15 protein-coding genes are annotated in these 23,376 nt (G+C 70.0%); 11 read left to right on the top strand and 4 right to left on the bottom strand.

The annotated features are described in order from the left end of the window. Positions 1-16 precede the first annotated feature (16 nt). On the bottom strand, positions 17-1,540 hold the full coding sequence (locus ACFW9O_RS22200) for a flavin monoamine oxidase family protein (protein WP_384611654.1): 1,524 nt from the start codon (positions 1,538-1,540) through the stop codon (positions 17-19). A gap of 362 nt (positions 1,541-1,902) precedes the next feature. On the opposite strand from ACFW9O_RS22200, the gene ACFW9O_RS22205 reads away from it, so the two are divergent. Continuing rightward, positions 1,903-2,865: a right-handed parallel beta-helix repeat-containing protein gene (locus tag ACFW9O_RS22205; RefSeq protein ID WP_384611558.1), complete on the top strand. Its 963-nt coding sequence runs from the start codon at positions 1,903-1,905 to the stop codon at positions 2,863-2,865. A 132-nt stretch (positions 2,866-2,997) separates the two neighbouring features. Here ACFW9O_RS22205 and rpsA read toward each other — a convergent pair whose 3' ends face one another. Then, a complete protein-coding gene (gene rpsA, locus ACFW9O_RS22210) occupies positions 2,998-4,512 on the bottom strand; it encodes a 30S ribosomal protein S1 (protein ID WP_351177779.1) in 1,515 nt (504 codons plus the stop codon). Positions 4,513-4,907: 395 nt separating this feature from the next. Between rpsA and ACFW9O_RS22215 the strand changes: the two genes are divergently transcribed. Both ACFW9O_RS22215 and hrpB read left to right on the top strand, forming a co-directional pair. Beyond that, positions 4,908-5,732, top strand: coding sequence for a class I SAM-dependent methyltransferase (locus ACFW9O_RS22215; RefSeq protein WP_351177776.1), 825 nt, complete (start codon positions 4,908-4,910; stop codon positions 5,730-5,732). 25 nt (positions 5,733-5,757) lie between these two features. Next, positions 5,758-8,262, top strand: a complete 2,505-nt coding sequence (hrpB, locus tag ACFW9O_RS22220; RefSeq protein ID WP_384611560.1) for an ATP-dependent helicase HrpB — start codon at positions 5,758-5,760, stop codon at positions 8,260-8,262. 70 nt (positions 8,263-8,332) lie between these two features. Here the strand turns inward: hrpB and ACFW9O_RS22225 are convergent, their stop codons facing one another. Further along, positions 8,333-10,015 (bottom strand): lytic transglycosylase domain-containing protein, encoded by a 1,683-nt coding sequence (locus ACFW9O_RS22225; RefSeq protein ID WP_384611562.1) that lies wholly within the window; start codon positions 10,013-10,015, stop codon positions 8,333-8,335. 188 nt (positions 10,016-10,203) lie between these two features. On the opposite strand from ACFW9O_RS22225, the gene ACFW9O_RS22230 reads away from it, so the two are divergent. Beyond that, a complete protein-coding gene (locus ACFW9O_RS22230) occupies positions 10,204-11,067 on the top strand; it encodes a DUF4184 family protein (protein WP_384611563.1) in 864 nt (287 codons plus the stop codon). A 60-nt stretch (positions 11,068-11,127) separates the two neighbouring features. Here ACFW9O_RS22230 and polA read toward each other — a convergent pair whose 3' ends face one another. Continuing rightward, positions 11,128-13,839, bottom strand: a complete 2,712-nt coding sequence (gene polA / locus ACFW9O_RS22235) for a DNA polymerase I (RefSeq protein WP_384611565.1) — start codon at positions 13,837-13,839, stop codon at positions 11,128-11,130. A 252-nt stretch (positions 13,840-14,091) separates the two neighbouring features. Between polA and ACFW9O_RS22240 the strand changes: the two genes are divergently transcribed. From ACFW9O_RS22240 to ACFW9O_RS22270, 7 genes are all read left to right on the top strand, one after another. Next, positions 14,092-16,362: an FdhF/YdeP family oxidoreductase gene (locus ACFW9O_RS22240; RefSeq protein ID WP_384611566.1), complete on the top strand. Its 2,271-nt coding sequence runs from the start codon at positions 14,092-14,094 to the stop codon at positions 16,360-16,362. 88 nt (positions 16,363-16,450) lie between these two features. Next, a complete protein-coding gene (locus tag ACFW9O_RS22245) occupies positions 16,451-16,921 on the top strand; it encodes a PaaI family thioesterase (RefSeq protein WP_384611568.1) in 471 nt (156 codons plus the stop codon). A 599-nt stretch (positions 16,922-17,520) separates the two neighbouring features. Next, entirely contained in the window at positions 17,521-18,729 is a 1,209-nt protein-coding gene (locus ACFW9O_RS22250; protein ID WP_384611655.1) for a branched-chain amino acid ABC transporter substrate-binding protein, read from the top strand. A gap of 104 nt (positions 18,730-18,833) precedes the next feature. Beyond that, entirely contained in the window at positions 18,834-19,763 is a 930-nt protein-coding gene (locus ACFW9O_RS22255; protein ID WP_351177079.1) for a branched-chain amino acid ABC transporter permease, read from the top strand. Between the two features lie 5 nt (positions 19,764-19,768). Beyond that, on the top strand, positions 19,769-21,559 hold the full coding sequence (locus tag ACFW9O_RS22260) for a branched-chain amino acid ABC transporter permease (RefSeq protein WP_351177082.1): 1,791 nt from the start codon (positions 19,769-19,771) through the stop codon (positions 21,557-21,559). A 5-nt stretch (positions 21,560-21,564) separates the two neighbouring features. After that, positions 21,565-22,632, top strand: coding sequence for an ATP-binding cassette domain-containing protein (locus ACFW9O_RS22265; protein WP_384611656.1), 1,068 nt, complete (start codon positions 21,565-21,567; stop codon positions 22,630-22,632). Beyond that, positions 22,629-23,345 carry an ABC transporter ATP-binding protein gene (locus ACFW9O_RS22270; RefSeq protein ID WP_351177088.1) on the top strand — a complete coding sequence of 239 codons (717 nt, stop codon included), beginning with the start codon at positions 22,629-22,631 and terminating at the stop codon, positions 23,343-23,345. The genes ACFW9O_RS22265 and ACFW9O_RS22270 overlap by 4 nt, the downstream gene beginning before the upstream one ends. Positions 23,346-23,376 lie beyond the last annotated feature (31 nt).

Genomic DNA, 23,376 nt, shown 5'->3' on the forward strand with positions numbered 1-23,376 from the left:
GCCCCTTTCGCGGCCGTTACGTCAGAACACGGCTGTGGAGCGCGGTGACCGCCTTCCGCGCGGACGTGAAGGCCCCGTGCTGCCAGGCGTCCGTGTGGCTGAGGTAGTCACCGGCGAAGTAGACGTGCCCCGCGGCCTCGTTGAGCGGTGCGAAGGCCGGAGCGTCGGGGCCACCGGAGAGTGAGTGCCAGGCGGCCTCCAGGTAGGGGGTCTGGCGCCAGTGGTGGGAGAACGACGAGGAGAGCTCCGTGCGGTACTTCTCGCCGTGGATCTTGACCCCCTGGGCGACGGCGCGCGCCTCACGCTCCCGCGGGGCGAGCGCGGCGTACGAGTCGGCCTGGGAACCGTAGTTGTAGTACCCGATGACGAGCCCCCGGTCCCCGTTGTGACCGTAGGACGGGTACCAGATGTGGGACAGGTCCAGGTCCGTCTCCGTGATGCCGCCGTAGATCCGGTGGTCGCTCTCCCACCACCGGCTGCGGTACTCCAGACCGATCTTCCCGGCCGAGGACGGCTTGCACGCCTCCAGCGCGGTCTGGACGGCGGGACCGAGGTTGTGAGCGGTCTTGGCGAGGATGTTGGGCGGCAGCGCGGCGATGCAGTAGTCGGCGTCGATGGTCCGGGTGCGTCCGGACTGGGTGTAGGTCACGGTGACGCCGTGCGCCGTGTCGGTGATGTCGGTGACCGCCGCGCCCGTCCTGATACGGCGCTCCCCGACGGCCCGGGTGAGCGCGGCCGGGATCCGGTCCATGCCGCCGACCGGCTGGAACATCAGCATGGCCTGGTCGTACTCGAACTCGAAGGAGAAGTACCGTCCGACGCCGCTCGCGAACACCTCGGACGCGGTGGGTACGGAGCCGAGCTCCTCGCCCGGGGTGCCGGCCGCCGCCGGGTCGACACGGAAGCCGCGGCGCGGGCTTCCGGTGTAGTCGAGACTGTCGCCGATGTCCCCGAAGTCCTTCAGGAACTCCAGGAGCCGCTCCTGGTCCTCGACGGTGATCTGCCGGTCGAGTGCGCCCTTGTCGGTGGCCTTCGCGAGGAGTTCGGCGACGTAGCCGTACACGTCGGCCTTCGCGGTGCGGTAGCGCACCGGGGCCTTCATGCCCGCCGTTTCGTTGTATATATAGGCATTGGCGTTCACATTGGTGAACACCTCAACAGGTACGCCGAGTTCACGGCAGTAGTCGAGGGTGACCATCCACTGCGGAATCCGGCCGGGACCGGCGTTCATGTACTGGCCGTCGTGGAATTTCGCGGTCTGCTTGTTGCCGTACGTGTCGGTGGTCGAGTCCCCGCCGCGCACGGTGAAGTTACGACCGCCCGTGCGGCCCCGGGCCTCCAGGACCGTACAGTCGTAGCCCGCCTTTCCCAGTTCGTACGCGGCGGCCAGACCGGCGATGCCTCCGCCGACCACGACGACCTTCGCCGCCGCTCTCCCCTTGAGGGTGAAGTCCCCTTTGCTCGGCGCCCGGAAGGCGGGTTCCCGGCCTGCGGCCTGGGCGGTGGGCGCGAGACCGAGCGCTCCCATGGTGGCGAACATGGCACCCGCGCCGCCGGTGATGCCTACGTTGCGCAGAAAACTCCGACGGCTGGCACCGGCCGCCACGGGGGAGGTATGCGCGTCGCGCGAGGTGTTCGACGTATATGTCATGTCCTGGCTCACCTTCGTTCCTGAGGTTGCCGGGATCTTGGCAAGCGCTTGTTACGGGCCGTCAGTTACTCGTGTATCCCGCAGGTTTCCCTCCGTTCACCACCCCGGTGGGCAATGGTCCAGACCTTGACATGGCCACATCTCATCCCTAGCGTCACTGGGCAGCAGATTCAGAAGCTCGCCCCAGGTTCATGTACAAGAACGCGTATCTTCGCGGGAACCTCTGAACCCTTCGACGGGAAGGCACCCCCATGCGCACCCGCACACTGCTCCCCGCCCTGCTGGCCACCGCGCTCGCCGCCGGAGGCCTGTCCCTCGCCTCCGCCAGCAGCGCGTCGGCGGAGGCAGTCATCGACGTGACCACAGCGGCCCAGCTCAAGGCGGCCCTCACCGCCGCGGCCCCCGGCGACACGATCCGGCTCGCCGACGGCACGTACACGGGCAACTTCAAGGCGACCGCCGCCGCCACCCCCTCCGCCCGGATCACACTCACCGGCTCCGACAAGGCGGTCCTCACCGCGGGTGGCGGCTACGGACTCCACCTGAACGGCGCGTCCTACTGGACCGTGCGGGGCATCACCGTCACCGGCGGCCAGAAGGGGATCATGGCCGACGCCGCCACCGGTGTCGTCATCGACGGCGTGACCGTGTACGACCTCGACATGGAAGGCGTCCACTTCCGCAAGTCCAGCAGGGACGGCGTCATCAAGAACTCCCGGATCTACGACACGGGGCACGACGGTCGTGGCATGGGCGAGGGCGTGTACGTCGGGTCCGCGGGCGATCTGTCCGACCGCAGTGACGCGGTGCAGATCCTCGACAACGTCATCGGGCCCGGCGTCGGCGGCGAGAACATCGACATCAAGGAAGGCACCACCGGGGCGCGGATCATCGGCAACACCTTCGACGGCAGCGGGCTGACCGGTGCCAACTACGACGACTCCTGGGTCGACGTGAAGGGGAACGACGTCCTGGTCCAGGACAACAAGGGCTCCCGTACGACGAACAACGGGTACGAGACGCACACCCAGCAGAGCGGCTGGGGCTGCGGCACGGTGTTCCGCAACAACGCCTCGGACCTGACCGGCGCCGGCGGCGACAAGCAGCTCGCCGTCAACGTCACCAACCAGAGCTCCACGTGCCGCACGACCGTCCACAGCGACAACACGGTCACCGGCGGCAAGGGACTGACGAACATCGCCGTCACCCCGTAGAGCCGTTTCGGGCCGTCCCCCGGTCCCGATGCGTGCGCTCGCGGACACGAGTAAGGCCCGCCCCCCGAAGGGAGCGGGCCTTACCGACAAGCTCTACAGCTCTACGGCCGATGAGCGACTGGGGTCAGAGCGTCAGCTCTGGCCACCGGCCAGCTTCTCGCGCAGGGCAGCCAGCGCCTCGTCCGACGCCAGGGCGCCGGAGTTGTCGTCGGACTCCGAGGAGTACGAGCCGCCGCCACCGCTGCCGCCGGAGGCAGCCGGGGCGCCGGCGGCCGGGGCAGCAGCGCCCTCGGCAGCAGCGGCCTCGTCGGCCTCGCGGGACTTGATGACCTGGGCCTGGTGCTGCTCGAAGCGCGTCTGCGCCTCGGCGTACTGGGTCTCCCAGACCTCGCGCTGAGCCTCGAAGCCCTCGAGCCAGTCGTTGGTCTCGGGGTCGAAGCCCTCGGGGTAGATGTAGTTGCCCTGGTCGTCGTACGACGCGGCCATGCCGTACAGCGTCGGGTCGAACTCGACCGAAGCCGGGTCGCCACCGAAGGCCTCGTTGGCCTGCTTCAGCGAGAGGCTGATGCGACGGCGCTCGAGGTCGATGTCGATGACCTTGACGAAGATCTCGTCGTTGACCTGGACGACCTGCTCCGGGATCTCCACGTGGCGCTCGGCCAGCTCGGAGATGTGGACCAGGCCCTCGATGCCCTCGTCGACGCGCACGAACGCACCGAAGGGAACGAGCTTGGTGACCTTACCGGGGACGACCTGCCCGATCTGGTGCGTACGGGCGAACTGCTGCCACGGGTCTTCCTGCGTCGCCTTGAGCGACAGGGAGACACGCTCGCGGTCCATGTCCACGTCGAGAACCTCGACGGTGACTTCCTGGCCGACCTCGACAACCTCGGAGGGGTGGTCGATGTGCTTCCAGGAGAGCTCCGAGACGTGCACGAGACCGTCGACGCCACCCAGGTCCACGAAGGCACCGAAGTTGACGATCGAGGAGACGACGCCGGAGCGGACCTGACCCTTCTGCAGGGTCGTGAGGAACGTCTGGCGCACCTCGGACTGGGTCTGCTCGAGCCAGGCGCGGCGGGACAGGACCACGTTGTTGCGGTTCTTGTCCAGCTCGATGATCTTGGCCTCGAGCTCCTTGCCCACGTAGGGCTGGAGGTCGCGGACACGACGCATCTCGACGAGGGACGCCGGCAGGAAGCCACGGAGGCCGATGTCGAGGATGAGACCACCCTTGACGACCTCGATGACGGTACCGGTGACGATGCCGTCTTCTTCCTTGATCTTCTCGATGGTGCCCCAGGCACGCTCGTACTGAGCGCGCTTCTTCGAGAGGATCAGGCGGCCTTCCTTGTCCTCCTTCTGGAGAACCAGGGCCTCGATCTCGTCGCCGACCTTGACGACCTCGTTCGGGTCGACGTCGTGCTTGATCGAGAGCTCGCGGCTCGGGATGACGCCTTCGGTCTTGTAACCGATGTCGAGGAGAACCTCGTCCCGGTCAACCTTGACGATGACGCCGTCAACGATGTCGCCATCGTTGAAGTACTTGATCGTCTCGTCGATCGCCGCGAGGAACGCGTCCGCGTCGCCGATGTCGTTGACCGCAACCTGCGGAGTGGTGGCGGTGGTCTCGGTGCTGCTCGTCATGTGGGAAAGGGCTCCGGTACGGACAGAGAGTCGAAGTTACTGCTACGCCGTAAGCCCGTATCGCCTCTGAAGAAGCCGGACAGCCTTGAGAGCACCCAACCGAATCCGGAAGGCGCCCCGACAACCGAGGGGACATACGACAGACGCGAGCGCGGCCTGCTAGGTCTGAAGCGCGCAGGCTCGCGGCGCAACTTGTAGCATACGGGGGCAGCCGGAAGTGGTCAATGCGCGAAGGCGCACACGCGGGGCACAACGCCCCATTCCCGGCACAACTCATGTTGTCCGAGGCCACATCGGCCACGGCACCGTTCCGCACGCGCGCGGCCGTACTCACCCGTACAGCCCGGGCGGGCACCGCGTGCGGCGGGTGAAGGCAAACTACAACGACGGGCACGATGAGCCAAGAGATCCACGGGTCCGAACCTGAAGCGACTCGCCGGGAGGCCGGGGAATCGGAGAGCAGCCGGGCAAGTCGCGGCTGGTGGGACCGGAACGCCGACGAGTACCAGAGCGACCACGGGACCTTCCTGGGGGACGACCGCTTCGTCTGGGGCCCGGAGGGCCTCGACGAGGCCGAGGCGGCTCTGCTGGGCCCCGCCTCCGGGCTGAAGGGCCTGGACATCCTCGAGATCGGCGCCGGCGCGGCCCAGTGCTCGCGCTGGCTGGCGGCCCAGGGCGCCCGTCCGGTGGCCCTGGACCTCTCGCACCGCCAGCTCCAGCACGCGCTGCGGATCGGCGACGACGTCCCCCTCGTGGAGGCCGACGCGGGCAGGCTCCCGTTCCGGGACGGCTCCTTCGACCTGGCCTGCTCCGCCTACGGGGCGGTGCCCTTCGTCGCCGACCCCGTACAGGTGTTCCGCGAGGTGCACCGGGTGCTGCGGCCCGGGGGCCGCTGGGTCTTCTCGGTGACGCACCCGGTCCGCTGGGCGTTTCCCGACGAGCCGGGCCCCGAGGGGCTCTCGGTCGCCGCCTCCTACTTCGACCGGGTCCCCTACGTGGAGCAGGACGAGCGCGGCGACGCCGTGTACGTGGAGCACCACAGGACCCTCGGCGACCGGGTACGCGACGTGGTGGCGGGCGGCTTCCGGCTCACGGACCTGGTGGAGCCCGAGTGGCCCGCCTGGAACAACCAGGAGTGGGGCGGCTGGTCCCCCCTGCGCGGCAACCTCATCCCCGGGACCGCGATCTTCGTGTGCGAGCGGGACCGCCGGACCTGGTGAGGGGCCGGCGTACGAGACTGGGGGCGTGATCCGTACCGACGCCCTCGGCCAGTTGCCCGTACGCACCGCTGTGCCCGCCCTGGAGCGGGCACTCGACGACCGGGGGGTCGCGGTGCTCTGCGCACCGCCCGGGACCGGCAAGACGACCCTCGTACCCCTGGTGCTCGCCGGCCTCACCGGCGGCGGTCCGGTGCGCCGGGTGGTGGTCGCCGAGCCTCGGCGGATCGCGGCCCGGGCGGCGGCACGGCGGATGGCCTGGCTGATCGGTGAGCAGCCGGGCGGCCGCGTCGGCTTCACCGTGCGCGGGGAACGGGTGGTGGGGCGCGACACGGTGGTCGAGGTCGTGACCACCGGCGTGCTGCTCCAGCGGCTGCAGCGCGACCAGGAGCTGGCAGGCGTCGATGTCGTGATCATCGACGAGTGCCACGAGCGCCATCTGGACGCCGACACGGTCGCCGCGTTCCTCCTCGACGTGCGGGAGGCCATCAGGCCGGACCTGCGGCTGGTCGCCGCGTCGGCGACGACGGACGCGGAGGGCTGGGCCCGTCTGCTGGGCGGCGCTCCCGTGATCGAGGCGCAGGGGGTGTCCCACCCGGTCGAGGTGGTCTGGGCGCCGCCGGCCGGGTCCGTGCGCCCGCCGCACGGAATGAGGGTCGATCCGGCACTGCTGACGCACGTGGCCGCCGTGGTGCGCCGCGCGCTCGCCGAGCGTGAGGGCGACGTGCTGTGCTTCCTGCCCGGCGTCGGGGAGATCGGCCGGGTGGCCGGGCAGCTCGCGGGAGTGGGTGCCGAGGTGCTCCAGGTGCACGGCCGGGCACCCGCGGCCGTGCAGGACGCGGTGCTCGCGGGGTCGTCGCAGGGGCGGCGCCGGGTGGTGCTCGCGACCTCCGTGGCGGAGTCGTCGCTGACGGTGCCGGGGGTGCGGGTCGTCGTGGACTCCGGGCTGGCCAGGGAGCCGCGTACCGACCATGCGCGGGGACTGAGCGCGCTCACGACCGTGCGGGCGTCCCAGGCGGCCGGACGGCAGCGCGCGGGCCGGGCCGGGCGTGAGGCGCCGGGCGCCGTGTACCGCTGCTGGGAGCAGGCCGAGGACGGGCGGCTGGCCCGGTTCCCGTCCCCGGAGATCAAGGTGGCCGATCTGGCCGCGTTCGCGCTGCAGGCGGCGTGCTGGGGCGATCCCGACGCCTCCGGGCTCGCCCTGCTGGATCCGCCGCCGGCCGGGGCGATGGGCGCGGCACGGGAGGTCCTGACCGCGGTGGGCGCGGTGGACGCGTCGGGGCGGGTGACGGACCGGGGCGTGCGGATGTCCCGCCTGGGCCTGCACCCGCGCCTCGCGCGGGCGCTGCTGGACGGTGCGGACGAGGTGGGCGGGCGCCGGGCCTCGGAGGTCGTGGCGTTGCTGAGCGAGGAGCCGCCGCGGGAGTACGGGGACGATCTGGCGGCAGCGCTGCGCACCGCGCGGCGGGGCGGCGACGGTTACGCGGCGCGCTGGCGGCAGGAGGTGCGGCGGCTGTCGTCCTCGCTCGGCAGCACCGCCGGCCCGGGTACGGGGTCGGACGACGCGGCCGCGGGACTGGTGGCGGCGCTGGCGTTCCCGGAGCGGGTGGCGCGGGCCCGGGGCGAGGGGGCGTTCCTGATGGCGTCGGGGACCGGGGCGGAGCTCCGGGAGGGCTCGCGGCTGCGCAGCGCACCGTGGCTGGCCGTCGCGGTCGCCGACCGCCCCGCGCACTCGGCGTCCGCCCGGGTGCGCCTGGCGGCGGTCGTCGACGAGGACACGGCGCGGCTGGCGGCCGGGCATCTGCGGTTCTCCGGCGAGGAGGTCCGCTGGGTGGACGGCGATGTGGTGGCCCGTTCCGTGGAGCGGCTCGGGGCCGTCGAGCTGTCGGTGCGCGCGCTGAGGCAGCCGGACCCCCGACTGGTGCGCGGCGCGCTGCTGGACGGTCTGCGGCGCGAGGGCACGGGGCTGCTGCGGTGGACCCGGGACAGCGAGCAGCTGCGGCTGCGGCTCGCGTTCCTGTACCGGGAGCTGGGCGCTCCGTGGCCCGATGTGTCGGACGGCGCACTGCTGTCGCGTACCGAGGAGTGGCTGGAGCCCGAACTGTCGCGGGCGCGGCGGCGCTCGGACCTGGCGCGGATCGATGCCGGGCAGGCGGTGCGGCGGCTGCTGCCGTGGGCGACGGGCGACGCCGCCCGGCTCGACGAGCTGGCCCCGGAGCGGATCGCGGTGCCGAGCGGGTCGAGGATCAGGGTGGAGTACGGCGGCGAGCAGCCGGTCCTCGCGGTGAAGCTCCAGGAGCTGTTCGGGCTGCGGGAGACGCCCCGGGTGGCCGGGGTGCCCGTCCTGGTGCATCTGCTCTCCCCCGCCGGGCGGCCCGCGGCGGTGACGGCGGATCTGGCGTCGTTCTGGCGGGAGGGCTACAAGGCGGTGCGGGCCGAGCTGCGCGGCCGGTACCCGAAGCACCCGTGGCCCGAGGATCCGACGACGGTGGAGGCGACGCGCTTCACCTCGGCCCGGCTGCGGCGCGAGTAGGCGCCGCGTCCGGTACGCGGCAGCCCCCTGCGGCAGGTGCGGCAGGGGGCTGCTGTGCAGGCGGTCCGGGTCAGGCGGCGGGAACCTCGGCAGCGGGCGCCTCGACCTTGAGTTCTACGACCAGCGTGGCGCCGCTCGCGGTGGTGAGACGCAGCAGGAAGGTGCCCGCCGTGTCGTCGGCGAAGATCTTCGGGAGCTTCAGGACTCCGTCGTCGCCCGTCTTCAGGTCTGTCAGGGTCCTGACCGCGTTGCCGTCCGCGTCCTTGAAGTGGGGGCCCTTGTCGTTCTCGGCCGGTGTCTCGCCGTCGGTGATCATCGTTGCGGTGACGGCGGTGCCCGCCACGGCGATGCCCTTGTACGTCGCCTTGACCTCGACGGTGTCGGCGAACTCGGCGCCGGGGGCGGCCGTCAGGGCCTTCTCGTCGGTCCGGGCGATCTTGTCGGCCTGCCGGGCGGCGACGGCCGCCGTGTAGGTGAGGACGCGCGGCTTGCTGGTGCCGGCCACGGCCGTCACCTTGAACTCGCCGGTCTTCTCACCCGCGTTGAGGACGGGCGCGGTGACGGTGCCGTCGGCCGCGGTGGGCAACGAGACCGTGCTCCGCCCGCCGGAGAAGCGGGTGTCGGTGTCGCCGGTGATCGTGAAGGTGACCGAGGTCTTGGCGAGGGGCGAGCCGAGCGTGTCCCTGGCCTTCACCTTGACGCGCTCGGTGAACGCCTCGCCCGCCGTGGCGGCGAGGGGGCCGGTGCCCGCGTTCTCGAGGCTGCCCAGCGTCCGGGTCGGCGTGGGAGGCGGTGTCGTCCCGGGCGGCGGCGTCGGCGAGGGGCTGGGCGTACCGCTGCCGCCCGGCTTGGGCGGGGTCGGCGAGGGGCTCGGGGTCGCGCCGCTGCCGCCCGTCCCGGACGGGGACGGGCCGGGGTCCGGCGACGAGCCGGAGCCGCTGGTGTTGCCCGAGGGGAGGACGCCCGTACCGTCGGGGACCTCGTGGGTGCCGCGCTTGTAGAACTCGAACCAGGAGCGCACCGTCCGCAGGTACTCCGTCGAGTGGTTGTAGCTCAGCACCGCCTTGTCGAGGTCGGCCGCGACGGCCAGGTTGCGGGTGCCCGCGCAGAGGTAGCGCCCTGCGGCCAGCGCCGCGTCGTAGATGTTGTTGGGGTCCTTGCGTCCGTCGCCGTTCCCGTCCTGGCCCCAGGTGGCCCAGGTCTGCGGGATGAACTGCATGGGGCCGACCGCGCGGTCGTGGGTGGAGTCCCCGTCGTACGCTCCGCCGTCGGTGTCCTTGATCAGCGCGAAGCCCTGGCCGTTGAGGGCCGGGCCGAGGATCGGGGAGAACGTGGTGCCGTTGGCGTCGACCTTGCCGCCGCGGGCCTGGCCGGACTCGACCTTGCCGATCGCTGCGAGGAGTTGCCACGGCAGGGCGCAGGCCGCGTCGGTGCTCGCGAGGTCCTGCTCGGCCTTCTTGTACGCCGCCAGGATCGAGGCCGGTATGCCCGCTTCCGCACTGCCCGTGACCGGCAGATTGACGGACGAACCGGGCTTGTTGGGCGTGTTGAGCGGCGGCAGGTCCGTGTAGTACGGCGAGTTGCCGGTGGCCGCGCTGTCGCCGGGCGACGCGGAACCGGACGCCGCCGGGTCACCGCCTTCGGCGAGCGGGGCACCGGGAGCCTGCGAGGCGGATAGGGCCGCGACGGCGACTGCCGCCACCGCGGTGGTGGTGGCCCCCCTGCGAAGCCGTCGGCCGAATTGCGCTGCCATACGTTCTGGTCCCTCCCCGTCGACGGCTGTTCGCGCTCTCCCCAGCGCTAGGACTCAGGCGACCCTACGGCAACTTGCGCGGCCCGAACACTGGCACATGACCGGTTCTTACCGACTTTTCACGAAGCTGTCGGCACCTTGCACGGAAGGTTCGGGCAGGTGACAGGTGCTCACGCATACTTGCCGTCATGCCGTTCACGCTCAGCCACGCCGCAGCCGTACTTCCGGGCATCCGCCGGTCAGGGACGGGACGCGGCCCGCTGGTCGCCTCCGCACTCGTCGCCGGTTCGTTCGCACCCGACATGACCTACTTCGCGGACACGGCCGTTCCCGGGGCGATGGAATTCGGCGCGGTCACCCACGCGGTGTGGGGGGTGTTCACGGTGGACGTGGCCATCGCCTCGGCCCTGGTGGCGCTCTGGCTGCTGCTGCGCGAACCGCTCGTCGCGCTCCTGCCCACCGCGTGGCAGGGGCGTGTGCACACCTTCGTACGGGGCCGGCGGCGGGAACCCGGAACGCTGCCGACCGTGCCCGAGGCCCTGTGGTTCGTCCTGTCCGCGGTCATCGGCGCGGGCACGCATGTCGTGTGGGACGCCTTCACCCATCACGACCGGTGGGGCACCGAACTCGTTCCCGTGCTCACCGACAGCATCGGCGGATTCCCGGTGTTCCAGTTCGTCCAGTACGGGAGTTCGGCCGCGGCCCTGACCGTCCTGGCCTGGTTCACGTACACGGGCCTGCGCCAAACCGGGCCGGCGGCCGCCCCGGAGTCCGTACCGGTACTCGGCCGGGCGGAGCGCCGGTGGGCGGGCGTCCTGCTCGCCGTGTGCGTGCTGCTTGGTGTCGTCCACCGGTGTGCCCGCTGGTACGCCTACTTCGGGCACATCAGCACACCGCTCGACATCATCCCGACCGCGTGCTTCGGGGCGGGCGCGGGTCTGGCGGTCGGGCTCGTGCTGTACGGGGCGTGGATGCGGCTGCGGACACCGCGCCACCGCCCGCCGGACAGGCCCGGTACAGGGACCCGCCCGGCGAACGAGGACGCGCGCTGAGGGGCCGCCTTCGAGGAGGGTCCACTCCCCGAAGGCGGCCCCTTTCGGGCGGCGGACGCGTCAGTGCGCGGCCGTCTCCCAGTCCGTGCCGACACCCACGGAGACGTCCAGCGGCGCACGGAGCTCGACCGCCGTGGACATCTCCCGGCGCAGGATCTCCTCGACCTGCTCCCGCTCGCCCTTCGCGATCTCCAGAACGATTTCGTCGTGGACCTGGAGCAGCATCCGCGACGTCAGCTTCGCCTCCGTCAGCGCACGGTCCACGTGCAGCATCGCGACCTTCACGATGTCGGCGGCCGTCCCCTGGATCGGGGCGTTGAGCGCCATCCGCTCGGCCGTCTCGCGCCGCTGACGGTTGTCGCTGTTCAGGTCCGGGAGGTAGCGGCGCCGGCCGAAGACCGTCTCCGTGTACCCGGTGGACCTGGCTTCCTCCACGACCCGGTGGAGGTAGTCGCGCACCCCGCCGAACCGCAGGAAGTAGGTGTCCATCAGACCGCGCGCCTCCCCGGCCTCGATGTTCAGCTGCTGGGAGAGCCCGAACGCGGAGAGCCCGTAGGCCAGCCCGTACGACATCGCCTTGATCTTGCGGCGCATCTCCGCGTCGACGGCCGACTTCTCGACACCGAACACCTGCGAGGCGACCGTCGTGTGCAGGTCCTCGCCGGAGGTGAACGCCTCGATGAGACCGGCGTCCTCGGAGAGATGGGCCATCACCCGCAGCTCGATCTGGCTGTAGTCCGCCGTCATCAGCGTCTCGAAACCCTCGCCGACGACGAAGCCCCGGCGGATCGCCCGCCCCTCGTCCGTACGGACGGGGATGTTCTGCAGGTTGGGGTCGGTGGAGGAGAGCCGGCCCGTCGCCGCGACCGTCTGGTTGAACGTGGTGTGGATACGGCCGTCCGCCCCGACCGTCTTGATCAGGCCTTCGACCGTGACCCGCAGCTTCGCCTGCTCCCGGTGGCGCAGCATGATGACCGGCAGCTCGTGCTCGGTCTGCGCGGCCAGCCACGCCAGCGCGTCCGCGTCGGTCGTGTAGCCCGTCTTCGTCTTCTTCGTCTTCGGCAGGGCCAGCTCACCGAAGAGCACTTCCTGGAGCTGCTTGGGCGAGCCGAGGTTGAACTCACGGCCCACGGCGGCATGCGCCTCCTTCACCGCCTGCTGCACCGCACCGGCGAACTGCTGCTCCATGCCCTCCAGATGGGCCCGGTCGGCGGCGATGCCGTGCCGCTCCAGGCGCGCCAGCATGATCGACGTGGGCAGCTCCATGTCGTACAGCAGCTCGGTGGCACCGACCTCCTTGAGGCGCGTCGTGAACGCGTCCCCGAGGTCCAGCACCGCGCGGGCCTGCGCCATCAGGGCATCGGCCTCCGCGCGGTCGTCCGCGCCGAAGGCCAGCTGCCCGTCGGAGGCGGGGGCCGGGGCCAGCTCACGGCCGAGGTACTCCACGGCCAGGGCGTCCAGCGCGAAGGAGCGGCGGCCGGGCTTGACGAGATAGGCGGCGAGCGCGGTGTCCATGGCGATGCCGTCCAGCCGCCAGCCCTGCTCCGGGAAGACCCGCAGGGCGTTCTTGGCGTTGTGCAGGACCTTCGGCCGCTCCGGGTCCGCGAGCCACGCGGCCAGAGCGCGCTCGTCGGCCTCGTCGAGCTCGGCCGGGTCCAGCCAGGCGGCGGCCCCGTCAGCGGCCGCGAGCGCGACCTCCGTGACCGTGCCGGTACCCAGCGACCAGGTGTCGACGGTCATCACGCCGAGCGGCTGCCCGCCATGGGCCTCCAGCCACGGGGCGACCTCGCCCGAGCCCAGCACCGCTCCGTCCAGCTCGATGCCGGCCGCGGGCTCCGGCGGACCGGCCTCCTCCGCACCCGGATCGACGGCGAGCAGCCGCTCGCGCAGGCTCGGGTTACGGATCTCCAGGACGTCCAGCACACCCGTGACGGCCGTGCGGTCGTACGGGGCACGCTCCAGCTCGGCCGGGACCTTCGGCAGCTCCACGTCACGGACCATCTCGGTCAGCACGCGGTTCATCTTCACCGCGTCCAGGTGGTCCCGGAAGTTCTGGCCGGCCTTGCCCTTGACCTCGTCGGCCCGCTCGACCAGCTCCGCGAACGACCCGAACTCGTTGATCCACTTGGCAGCCGTCTTCTCACCCACACCGGGGATCCCCGGAAGGTTGTCCGAGGGGTCACCGCGCAGCGCCGCGAAATCCGGATACTGCCCCGGGGTGAGCCCGTACTTCTCCTGGACCTTCTCCGGGGTGAAGCGCGTCAGCTCCGAGACGCCCTTCGTCGGATACAGCACCGTCACGTTGTCCGTGATCAGCTGGAACGAATCCCGGTCGCCCGTGACGATCAGCACCTCGAAGCCCGCCGCCTCGGCCTGTGTGGCCAGCGTCGCGATGACGTCGTCCGCCTCGAACCCGTCCACCGCGAACCGGTCCGCGTGCATCGCGTCCAGGAGCTCGCCGATCAGCTCGACCTGCCCCTTGAACTCGTCGGGGGTCTTGGAACGGTTCGCCTTGTACTCGGGGAACTTCTGCGCACGCCACGTCTTGCGGGACACGTCGAACGCGACCGCGAAATGTGTGGGCGCCTCGTCGCGCAGCGTGTTCGCCAGCATCGACATGAAGCCGTACACGGCGTTCGTCGGCTGCCCCGTCGCCGTCGTGAAATTCTCCGCGGGCAGGGCGAAGAACGCCCTGTACGCCAGGGAGTGCCCGTCCATCAGGAGCAGGCGCGGTCGGTTGTCTGCCGTCTTCTTCGATGCCGTCTCAGCCACGCCCCCGATCCTGCCACGGACCGCTGACAATCCGGACCGGCCGCCGCTCGACTCCCGGTCGAGCACGGCTCGGGCGCCCCTGTACCGCGCCCGACGCCCGGCTCCGCGGCGCCCCGGCCGCCCTCCGGGTGCCGCGGCGGCCGTGCGTGACAGGATCGAACGACAGCCACATCACTGACAGGGAAAACGCGACTGGGCGCCACGACGCGTGACGACGTATCGCGGGTTCGCAAGCGCTCGAAGGGGAGCACCATGGCCACCAAGCCCCCGACCGGTGACCCGGTCCAGGACGCGCCGCAGGTCGAAGCGGTCCAGCACGCGGCCGCGGGACTGCCCGCCGTCGCCCACAGCCTGCGCGTCGCCCAGCAGCAGATGGGGGTCCGGCGCACCGCGCAGACCCTCCTCAAGGTGAACCAGAAGGACGGCTTCGACTGCCCCGGCTGCGCCTGGCCCGAGGGCGACAAGCGGCACACCGCCGAGTTCTGCGAGAACGGCGCCAAGGCCGTCGCCGAGGAGGCGACCCTGCGCCGCGTCACCCCCGACTTCTTCGCCGCGCACCCCGTCGCCGACCTGGCCACCCGCAGCGGCTACTGGCTCGGCCAGCAGGGCCGCATCACGCAGCCCATGTACCTGCCCGCGGGCGCCGACCGGTACGAGGCCGTGACCTGGGAGCGCGCCTTCCAGATCCTCGCCGAGGAACTCACCGCGCTCGGCTCCCCCGACGAGGCGCTCTTCTACACCTCGGGCCGCACCAGCAACGAAGCGGCGTTCCTGCTCCAGCTCTTCGCCCGCGAGTTCGGCACCAACAACCTGCCGGACTGTTCCAACATGTGTCACGAGTCGTCCGGATCCGCGCTCACCGAGACCATCGGCGTCGGCAAGGGCAGCGTCAGCCTGGAGGACCTCCACCACGCCGACCTGATCATCGTCGCCGGGCAGAACCCGGGAACCAACCACCCCCGGATGCTCTCCGCCCTCGAAGAGGCCAAAGCCGCCGGTGCGAAGATCATCTCGGTGAACCCGCTGCCCGAGGCCGGCATGGAGCGGTTCAAGAACCCGCAGACCGCCCGCGGCATGATCAGGGGCGCCGCCCTCAACGACCTCTTCCTGCAGATCCGCATCGGCGGCGACCAGGCCCTCTTCCGCCTGCTCAACAAACTGATCCTCGACACCGAAGGGGCCGTCGACACCGACTTCGTCGCCCGGCACACCCATGGGTACGAGGAGTTCGCCGAAGCGGCCCGCGCCGCCGACTGGGCGCAGACACTCACCGCCACCGGCCTGGACCGCGCCGACATCGAGGAAGCGCTCGCCATGGTCCTCGCCTCCGAGCGGACCATCGTCTGCTGGGCCATGGGCCTCACCCAGCACAAGCACTCCGTGCCGACCATCCGCGAAGTCGTCAACTTCCTCCTGCTGCGCGGCAACATCGGCAGGCCCGGCGCCGGCGTCTGCCCCGTGCGCGGCCACTCCAACGTCCAGGGCGACCGCACCATGGGCATCTTCGAACGCCCCTCCGCCGCCTTCCTGGACGCCCTGGACAGGGAGTTCGCCATCACCTCGCCGCGCCACCACGGCTACGACGTCGTACGGTCCATCCAGGCGCTGCGCGACGGCGAAGCCAAGGTCTTCTTCGCCATGGGCGGCAACTTCGTCGCCGCGTCACCCGACACCACCGTCACCGAAGCGGCGATGCGCCGCGCACGGCTCACCGTGCACGTGTCGACCAAGCTCAACCGCTCCCACGCCGTGACCGGCACCCGCGCCCTGATCCTGCCCACCCTGGGCCGCACCGACAAGGACGTCCAGGCCGGACGGAAGCAGTTCGTCACCGTCGAGGACTCCATGGGCCTGGTCCACTCCTCCCGCGGCAACCTCACGCCCGCGAGCCCCCACCTGCTCTCCGAACCGGCGATCGTCGCCCGCCTGGCCCGCGCCGTCCTGGGGCCCGCCTCCACGACACCCTGGGAGGACTTCGAGAAGGACTACGGGACGATCCGGGACCGCATCTCACGCGTCGTCCCCGGCTTCGAGGACTTCAACGCCCGCATCGCACGCCCGGGCGGCTTCGCACTCCCCCACGCCCCCCGCGACGAACGCCGCTTCCCCACCGCCACCGGCAAGGCCAACTTCACCGCCGCACCCGTCGAGTACCCCGAGCTCCCCGAAGGCAGGCTGCTGCTGCAGACCCTGCGCTCCCACGACCAGTACAACACCACGATCTACGGCCTCGACGACCGCTACCGCGGCATCAAGGGCGGCAGGCGCATCGTGATGGTCAACCCCGAGGACGCCCGCGCCCTCGGGCTCGCCGACGGCTCGTACACCGACCTGGTCGGCGAGTGGAAGGACGGCACCGAGCGCCGCGCACCGGGCTTCCGCGTCGTCCACTACCCGACCGCGCGCGGGTGCGCCGCCGCGTACTACCCCGAGACCAACGTGCTCGTCCCGCTCGACGCCACCGCCGACACCAGCAACACCCCGGCCAGCAAGTCCGTCATCGTCCGTTTCGAGAAGCCCTGAGAAGCCGGTGCCCACCAGCGTCTAAGCGTTCGCTCAGCCGTCTGATAAGAACAGTGCACACAGCAACGAACGAACGGAGCCGGACCCCATGGGCGAGCACACCGCACCCACGTTCCCCCAGGAGATCATCGACGAGTACGCGGCACTCGGCGTCGACCTCCCCGCCCTCTTCTCCGCCGGACACCTCGGCGAGCGCATGGGCGTGCAGATCGTCGAGGCCTCCGCCGAACGCGTCGTGGGCACCATGCCCGTGGAAGGCAACACGCAGCCCTACGGACTGCTCCACGGCGGCGCCTCCGCCGTCCTCGCCGAGACACTCGGCTCCATCGGCACCATGCTCCACGGCGGCGCCACCAAGATCGCCGTCGGCGTCGACCTGAACTGCACCCACCACCGCGGGGTACGGAACGGCCTCGTCACGGGCGTCGCCACCCCCGTGCACCGCGGCCGTTCCACCGCCACGTACGAGATCGTCATCACCGACGAGCACGACAAGCGCGTCTGCACCGCCCGCCTCACCTGCCTGCTCCGCGACGTCCCCCCGCCCACCGCCGGCTGAACCCGTCGCCGCAACACCCCTGCCCGGCCCGGAAATCGCACCGCATTCCGGACCGGGCAGACCCATATCCGGAGCAGAGCGCAGACGTTGACCACCACGCTCGGTCAACACCCTTGACCACCGCACACGTTCCATGAGCCACTTCAGCAGCCACAGCGACCACCGCAGCGAATCGAACACATCACCCAGATGTAACACTGCGTAACAGGTGTGCAATACACGAAAAAGGCCCCGCGCCGCATCCCCGATCCAGAGGGACAGCCTCGCCGCGCCCCTTGCGCCCCGATTCGCGCGACAGCACCAAGATCGCCTCAAGCCCCTTAGCGGAGCTGCGCGTTCTCAGCATGCGGTCATTTCACAAGCCGTAAATGTCCACACTGCGCCCACCAACCCTTCCCCATGGCATAACAAGACAGTCACATCATCGGCGGACTTGTCCCGCACCCCCTCACCTGCCCTTAGAGTCACGGCCAGTCACCGCGCCGCCGGGCGCGTCTGCTGCACAGCCTTCTTGACCACCAGTACGGCCCGGCGATCGTCACGGCACCTCAGCAGAGGAGGCCGCGCCAGGGAAAGGACCTTTCGTGCGACACCGTTCTTTGCTTATCCTCACCGCAGTGCTCACCACAGGAGCACTCACCCTCACCGCCTGCGGGTCGCGCGACGACGACAAGAAGAGCAGCGGCAGCGGCGACACCCAGACCGTCGTCATCGGCCTGGACGCCCCCCTGACCGGCGACCTCTCCGCACTGGGCCTCGGCATCAAGAACTCCGCCGACCTCGCGGTGAAGACCGCCAACAAGGACAAGACCGTCCCCGGCATCAAGTTCGAGATCCAGCCCCTCGACGACCAGGCACAGCCCTCCGTCGGCCAGCAGAACGCCCAGAAGTTCATCGGCAACAAGGACGTCCTCGGAGTCGTCGGCCCCCTGAACTCCGGCGTCGCCCAGTCGATGCAGAAGCCCTTCACGGACGCCAAGCTCACCCAGGTCTCCCCCGCCAACACCGGCACCGAGCTGACCCAGGGCAACGACTGGAAGACGGGCAACAAGAAGCGCCCCTACGCGGCCTACTTCCGCACCGCCACCACGGACGCGATCCAGGGCGCCTTCGCCGCGAACTACCTCTTCAAGACCGCCAAGGTCAAGGACGTCTACCTCATCGACGACCAGAAGCCCTACGGAGCCGGCCTCGCCGCCTCCTTCAAGGCGACGTTCACGGAGCTCGGCGGCAAGATCGTCGGCACCGACCACGTCAACCCCGACGACCGTGACTTCAACTCCGTCGTCACCAAGGTCAAGGGCTCCGGCGCCAAGGCCGTCTACTACGGCGGCGAGTACCCCGCCGGCGCACCCCTGAGCCAGCAGCTCAAGGACAGCGTCCAGATCCCGCTCATGGGCGGCGACGGCATGTACAGCGCCGACTTCATCAAGCTCAACAAGAAGTCCGAAGGCGACATCGCCACCTCCGTCGGCAAGCCCGTCGAAGAGCTCGACTCCGCCAAGAAGTTCATCGCGGACTACAAGACGGCCGGCTACAAGGACGCCTACGAGGCGTACGGCGGCGGCACCTACGACGCCACCTGGGCCATCATCGAGGCCGTCAAGGCAGTCGTCGCCGCCAACGACGGCAAGCTCCCCGACGACGCCCGCGCCAAGGTCCTCGAAGCCATGGCCAAGGTCAGCTTCGAAGGCGTCACCGGCCCCGTCGCCTTCGACGAGTACGGCGACACCACCAACACCCTCATGACCGCCTACCAGGTCACCGGCGGCAAGTGGACCTCCAAGCTCAGCGAGGCCGTGAAGTAGGTCCGCCAAGGACCCTCGATCACACATAGCAACCAGACCGCGCGGGAGCGCTACGAGCGCTCCCGCGCGGTGCCATATCCGAACCACTCGACGGAGGCCCTGCGGTGAACGAACTGCCGCAACAGCTGGCCAATGGACTCATCCTCGGCGCGATGTACGGTCTCATCGCGATCGGTTACACGATGGTCTACGGAATCATCCAGCTCATCAACTTCGCACACGGCGAGATCTTCATGATCGGGGGCTTCGGAGCCCTCACGGTCTACCTCGGGCTTCCGTCCGGACTCTCCCTGCTGGCTGCGATACCCCTCATGATCGCCGGCGGAGTCCTGTGCTCCGTCGCCGTCAGCGTCGCCGCTGAACGCTTCGCCTACCGGCCACTGCGCAGCGCGCCACGTCTCGCCCCCCTCATCACCGCAATCGGCCTCTCCCTGGCACTCCAGCAGGCCGTATGGATGTGGTACCCCGACGCCACGAAGGACCGCTCCTTCCCCCAGTTCAAGGGCGAAGCGATCGAGATCTTCGGCGCCAACATCCAGCGCGGAGATCTCTTCGTCCTCATCGCAGCCCCCGTGTGCATGCTCGCCCTGGGCCTCTTCGTCTCCAAAACCCGCGCCGGACGCGGAATGCAGGCAACCTCCCAGGACCCCGACACCGCCAAGCTCATGGGCATCAACACCGACCGCATCATCGTCATGGCCTTCGCCATCGGTGCCGCGTTCGCAGCCGTCGCCGCCGTCGCCTACGGGCTCAAGAACGGCCAGATCGGCTTCCGCATGGGCTTCATCATGGGCCTGAAAGCCTTCACCGCAGCCGTACTCGGCGGCATCGGCAACATCTACGGCGCCATGCTCGGCGGAGTCGTACTCGGCGTCGCCGAATCCCTCGCCACCGGCTACATGAGCGAGGTCCCCGGCATGGAACTCTTCGGCGGCGGAGCCTGGAAGGACGTCTGGGCATTCGTCCTCCTCATCCTCGTCCTCCTCATCCGACCCCAGGGCCTACTCGGCGAACGCGTCGCGGATCGGGCGTGATACCGATGACAACCAACACCACGCCCCAGACCGGCGCACTCCTCGCGCTGCCCACCGCGGCAGCCCGCACCCTCACCGTCGCAGGCGCAGCCGTCGCACTCGTCGGCACCTTCCTCGCCTGGACCTGGACCGACGAATTCCCCGGCGACCTCACCGTCACCGGATACCCCGGCGGCCTCCAGGTCCTCACCCTGATCAGCGCAGCACTCACCCTGCTCTTCGCGCTCTCCGGGTACGGCATCCGCGGCCTGCGCTGGCTCACCCCCGGCGGCACCAACAGCCCCACCCGGCTCGCCGCCCTCGGAACCCTCGGCGTCACCGGCTACGCCATCGGCGCGATCTCCGTCAAGCTCGGCGGAGTCGTCAACCTGGAACCCGGCGCCTGGATCAGCGGCATCGGCGCGATCATCGCCGTCATCGCCGCACTCGGACTCCCCAGCGACCAGCCCATCGAGCACACCGCCAGGCCCAACACCCTGGACCGGTTCCTCAACAGCCTCCGCGCCCCCTCACCGGCCCGCGCCAAGGCACTCCCCTCCTGGGCCGAGATCCTCGTCATCGCCGGAGCATTCGGCGTCGCGCTGTACGTCTTCACCTACGGCATCGACACCGAATACGCCGAACTCTTCATCGGCTACGTCATCGCCGTGGCCTTCGGCTTCACCGCACTCACCCGAGCCGGGCTCATCGCCCGCATCACCGCACTCACCACCAAACACCGCAACGTCACCCTCGCCGCCGCACTCGTCGCAGCGTTCTGCTTCCCCTTCACCCAGCAGAACGAGGAATACGCCCTCATCGGCGCCAACATCCTCATCTTCGCGACCGTCGCACTCGGCCTGAACGTCGTCGTCGGCCTCGCCGGCCTCCTCGACCTCGGATACGTCGCCTTCCTCGGCGTCGGCGCCTACGCCGCCGCCCTGGTCTCCGGCTCCCCGCTGTCACCCGTAGGCGTCCAGTTCCCCTTCTGGGCAGCAGTCCTCACCGGCGCCGCAGCCTCACTCGTCTTCGGCGTCGTCATCGGCGCCCCGACACTCCGGCTGCGCGGCGACTACCTCGCCATCGTCACCCTCGGATTCGGTGAAATCTTCCGGCTCACCGTCAACGCCCTCAACGGCGTCAGCGGCCCCGACCTCACCAACGGCTCCCAGGGCATCCCGAGCATCCCCGACCTCAACCTCTTCGGGTTCGACTTCGGGCTCAGCCACGACATCGGCGGCTTCACCCTCGGCAGGTCCGCCAACTACTACCTGCTGATGCTCGTCTTCACCGCCGTCGTCGTCATGGTGTTCCGCCGCTCCAACGAATCCCGCATCGGCCGCGCCTGGGTCGCCATCCGCGAAGACGAAACCGCAGCCACCGCCATGGGCATCAACGCCTTCCGGCTCAAACTGCTCGCCTTCGCCCTCGGCGCCACCCTCGCCGGACTCGCGGGAACCGTCCAGGCACACGTCTCCTACACGGTCACCCCGGAGCAGTACCAGTTCGCCGGCTCCGTACCGCCCAACTCCGCATTCCTCCTCGCCGCCGTCATCCTCGGCGGCATGGGAACCCTCAGCGGACCCCTCGTCGGCGCCGCGCTGCTCTACCTCATCCCGGCCAAGCTGCAGTTCATGCAGGACTACCAGCTGTTCCTCTTCGGCCTCGCGCTCATCCTCCTGATGCGCTTCCGCCCCGAAGGACTCGTCGCCGACCGCAGGAAGCAGCTCGAATTCCACGAGACCGGCCAGCTCGACGTACCGCCGGACATCCCACTCACCGACACAGCCGCCGGCACCACGAAGGCGGGGGCGTGACCACCATGACGACAACAGCCACACCCACCACCGGCACCGCGGTCCTCGACGCAAGCGGCGTCACCATGCGCTTCGGCGGCCTCACCGCCGTACGCAACGTCGACCTCACCGTCAACGCAGGCGAAATCGTCGGCCTCATCGGCCCCAACGGCGCCGGCAAGACCACCTTCTTCAACTGCCTCACCGGCCTCTACGTCCCCACCGAGGGCAAGGTCAGCTACAAGGGCACCGTCCTGCCGCCCAAGCCCCACCTCGTCACCCAGGCAGGCATCGCCCGCACCTTCCAGAACATCCGGCTCTTCGCCAACATGACCGTCCTGGAGAACGTCCTCGTCGGACGCCACACCAGGACCAAAGAAGGCCTCTGGTCCGCGCTGCTGCGCCTCCCCGGCTACAAGAAGGCCGAGAACGCCAGCCGCGAACGGTGCATGGAACTCCTCGAGTTCATCGGCCTCCAGGACAAGGCCGACCACCTCGCGCGCAACCTCCCCTACGGAGACCAGCGCAAGCTCGAGATCGCCCGCGCACTCGCCAGCGACCCCGGCCTCCTCCTCCTGGACGAGCCCACCGCCGGCATGAACCCCCAGGAAACCCGCGTCACCGAAGAGCTCATCTTCGCGATCCGGGACCAGGGCATCGCCGTACTCGTCATCGAGCACGACATGCGGTTCATCTTCAACCTCTGCGACCGCGTCTCCGTCCTCGTCCAGGGCGAGAAGCTCGTCGAAGGCACCGCCGAAGTCGTCCAGGGCGACGAACGCGTCATCGCCGCCTACCTCGGCACCCCCTTCGAAGGCGCCCCCGGCGCCGAAGAAGTCGCCGAGGTCGAAGCCGCCGAAGCGGAAGCCTCGGCCGCGGCCGGCGCCACCGCGAAGACGGCCACGCCGGAGCCGGACACCACCCCGGAAGCCGAAAGCACCCCCGCCGCCGAAAGCACCACGGAAGCCGACACCTCCGCGGACACCGAAAGCGCACCGGACGCCGACAGCACACCGGAAACCGAAGGCACCACGGACGCGGACAACGCACCCGAAGCCGACACCACCCGCACCGAGGAGGAGGACACCCGATGACCGCACTGCTCGAGGTCGAGGACCTCCGCGTCGCCTACGGCAAGATCGAAGCCGTCAAGGGCATCTCCTTCAGCGTCGAGGCCGGCCAGGTCGTCACCCTCATCGGCACCAACGGTGCGGGCAAGACCACCACCCTGCGCACCCTGTCCGGACTCCTCAAGCCGACCAGCGGCCGCATCACCTTCGACGGCAAGCCGCTCGCCGACATCCCCGCACACAAGATCGTCTCCCTGGGCCTCGCCCACTCCCCCGAGGGACGCCACATCTTCCCCCGGCTGACGATCACCGAGAACCTCCTCCTCGGCGCCTACCTCCGCAACGACAAGGCAGGCATCGAGAAGGACATCCAGCGCGCCTACGACCTCTTCCCCATCCTCGGGGAACGCCGCAAGCAGGCCGCAGGAACCCTCTCGGGCGGCGAGCAGCAGATGCTCGCCATGGGACGCGCACTCATGTCCCAGCCCAAGCTGCTCATGCTCGACGAGCCCTCCATGGGACTCTCGCCGATCATGATGCAGAAGATCATGGAGACCATCGTCGAGCTCAAGGCGTCAGGCACCACGATCCTGCTCGTCGAGCAGAACGCCCAGGCGGCCCTCTCCCTCGCGGACCAGGGCCACGTCATGGAGGTCGGCAAGGTCGTCCTCTCGGGCACCGGCGCGGACCTCCTCCACGACGAGTCGGTCCGCAAGGCCTACCTCGGCGAGGACTGACACCCTCCGCTCACGCACACGAAGGAGGCCC

This window comes from Streptomyces sp. NPDC059499, from assembly GCF_042749285.1.
Lineage (GTDB): Bacteria > Actinomycetota > Actinomycetes > Streptomycetales > Streptomycetaceae > Streptomyces.

What these genes read in the sequence shown, in the direction of transcription:
- ACFW9O_RS22200 (WP_384611654.1), bottom strand. Translation starts at nt 1,540, where the DNA reads ATGTTCGCCACCATGGGAGCGCTCGGTCTCGCGCCCACCGCCCAGGCC.
- ACFW9O_RS22205 (WP_384611558.1), top strand. Translation starts at nt 1,903, where the DNA reads ATGCGCACCCGCACACTGCTCCCCGCCCTGCTGGCCACCGCGCTCGCC.
- rpsA (WP_351177779.1), bottom strand. Translation starts at nt 4,512, where the DNA reads ATGACGAGCAGCACCGAGACCACCGCCACCACTCCGCAGGTTGCGGTC.
- ACFW9O_RS22215 (WP_351177776.1), top strand. Translation starts at nt 4,908, where the DNA reads ATGAGCCAAGAGATCCACGGGTCCGAACCTGAAGCGACTCGCCGGGAG.
- ACFW9O_RS22225 (WP_384611562.1), bottom strand. Translation starts at nt 10,015, where the DNA reads ATGGCAGCGCAATTCGGCCGACGGCTTCGCAGGGGGGCCACCACCACC.
- ACFW9O_RS22230 (WP_384611563.1), top strand. Translation starts at nt 10,204, where the DNA reads ATGCCGTTCACGCTCAGCCACGCCGCAGCCGTACTTCCGGGCATCCGC.
- ACFW9O_RS22240 (WP_384611566.1), top strand. Translation starts at nt 14,092, where the DNA reads ATGGCCACCAAGCCCCCGACCGGTGACCCGGTCCAGGACGCGCCGCAG.
- ACFW9O_RS22245 (WP_384611568.1), top strand. Translation starts at nt 16,451, where the DNA reads ATGGGCGAGCACACCGCACCCACGTTCCCCCAGGAGATCATCGACGAG.
- ACFW9O_RS22260 (WP_351177082.1), top strand. Translation starts at nt 19,769, where the DNA reads ATGACAACCAACACCACGCCCCAGACCGGCGCACTCCTCGCGCTGCCC.
- ACFW9O_RS22265 (WP_384611656.1), top strand. Translation starts at nt 21,565, where the DNA reads ATGACGACAACAGCCACACCCACCACCGGCACCGCGGTCCTCGACGCA.
- ACFW9O_RS22270 (WP_351177088.1), top strand. Translation starts at nt 22,629, where the DNA reads ATGACCGCACTGCTCGAGGTCGAGGACCTCCGCGTCGCCTACGGCAAG.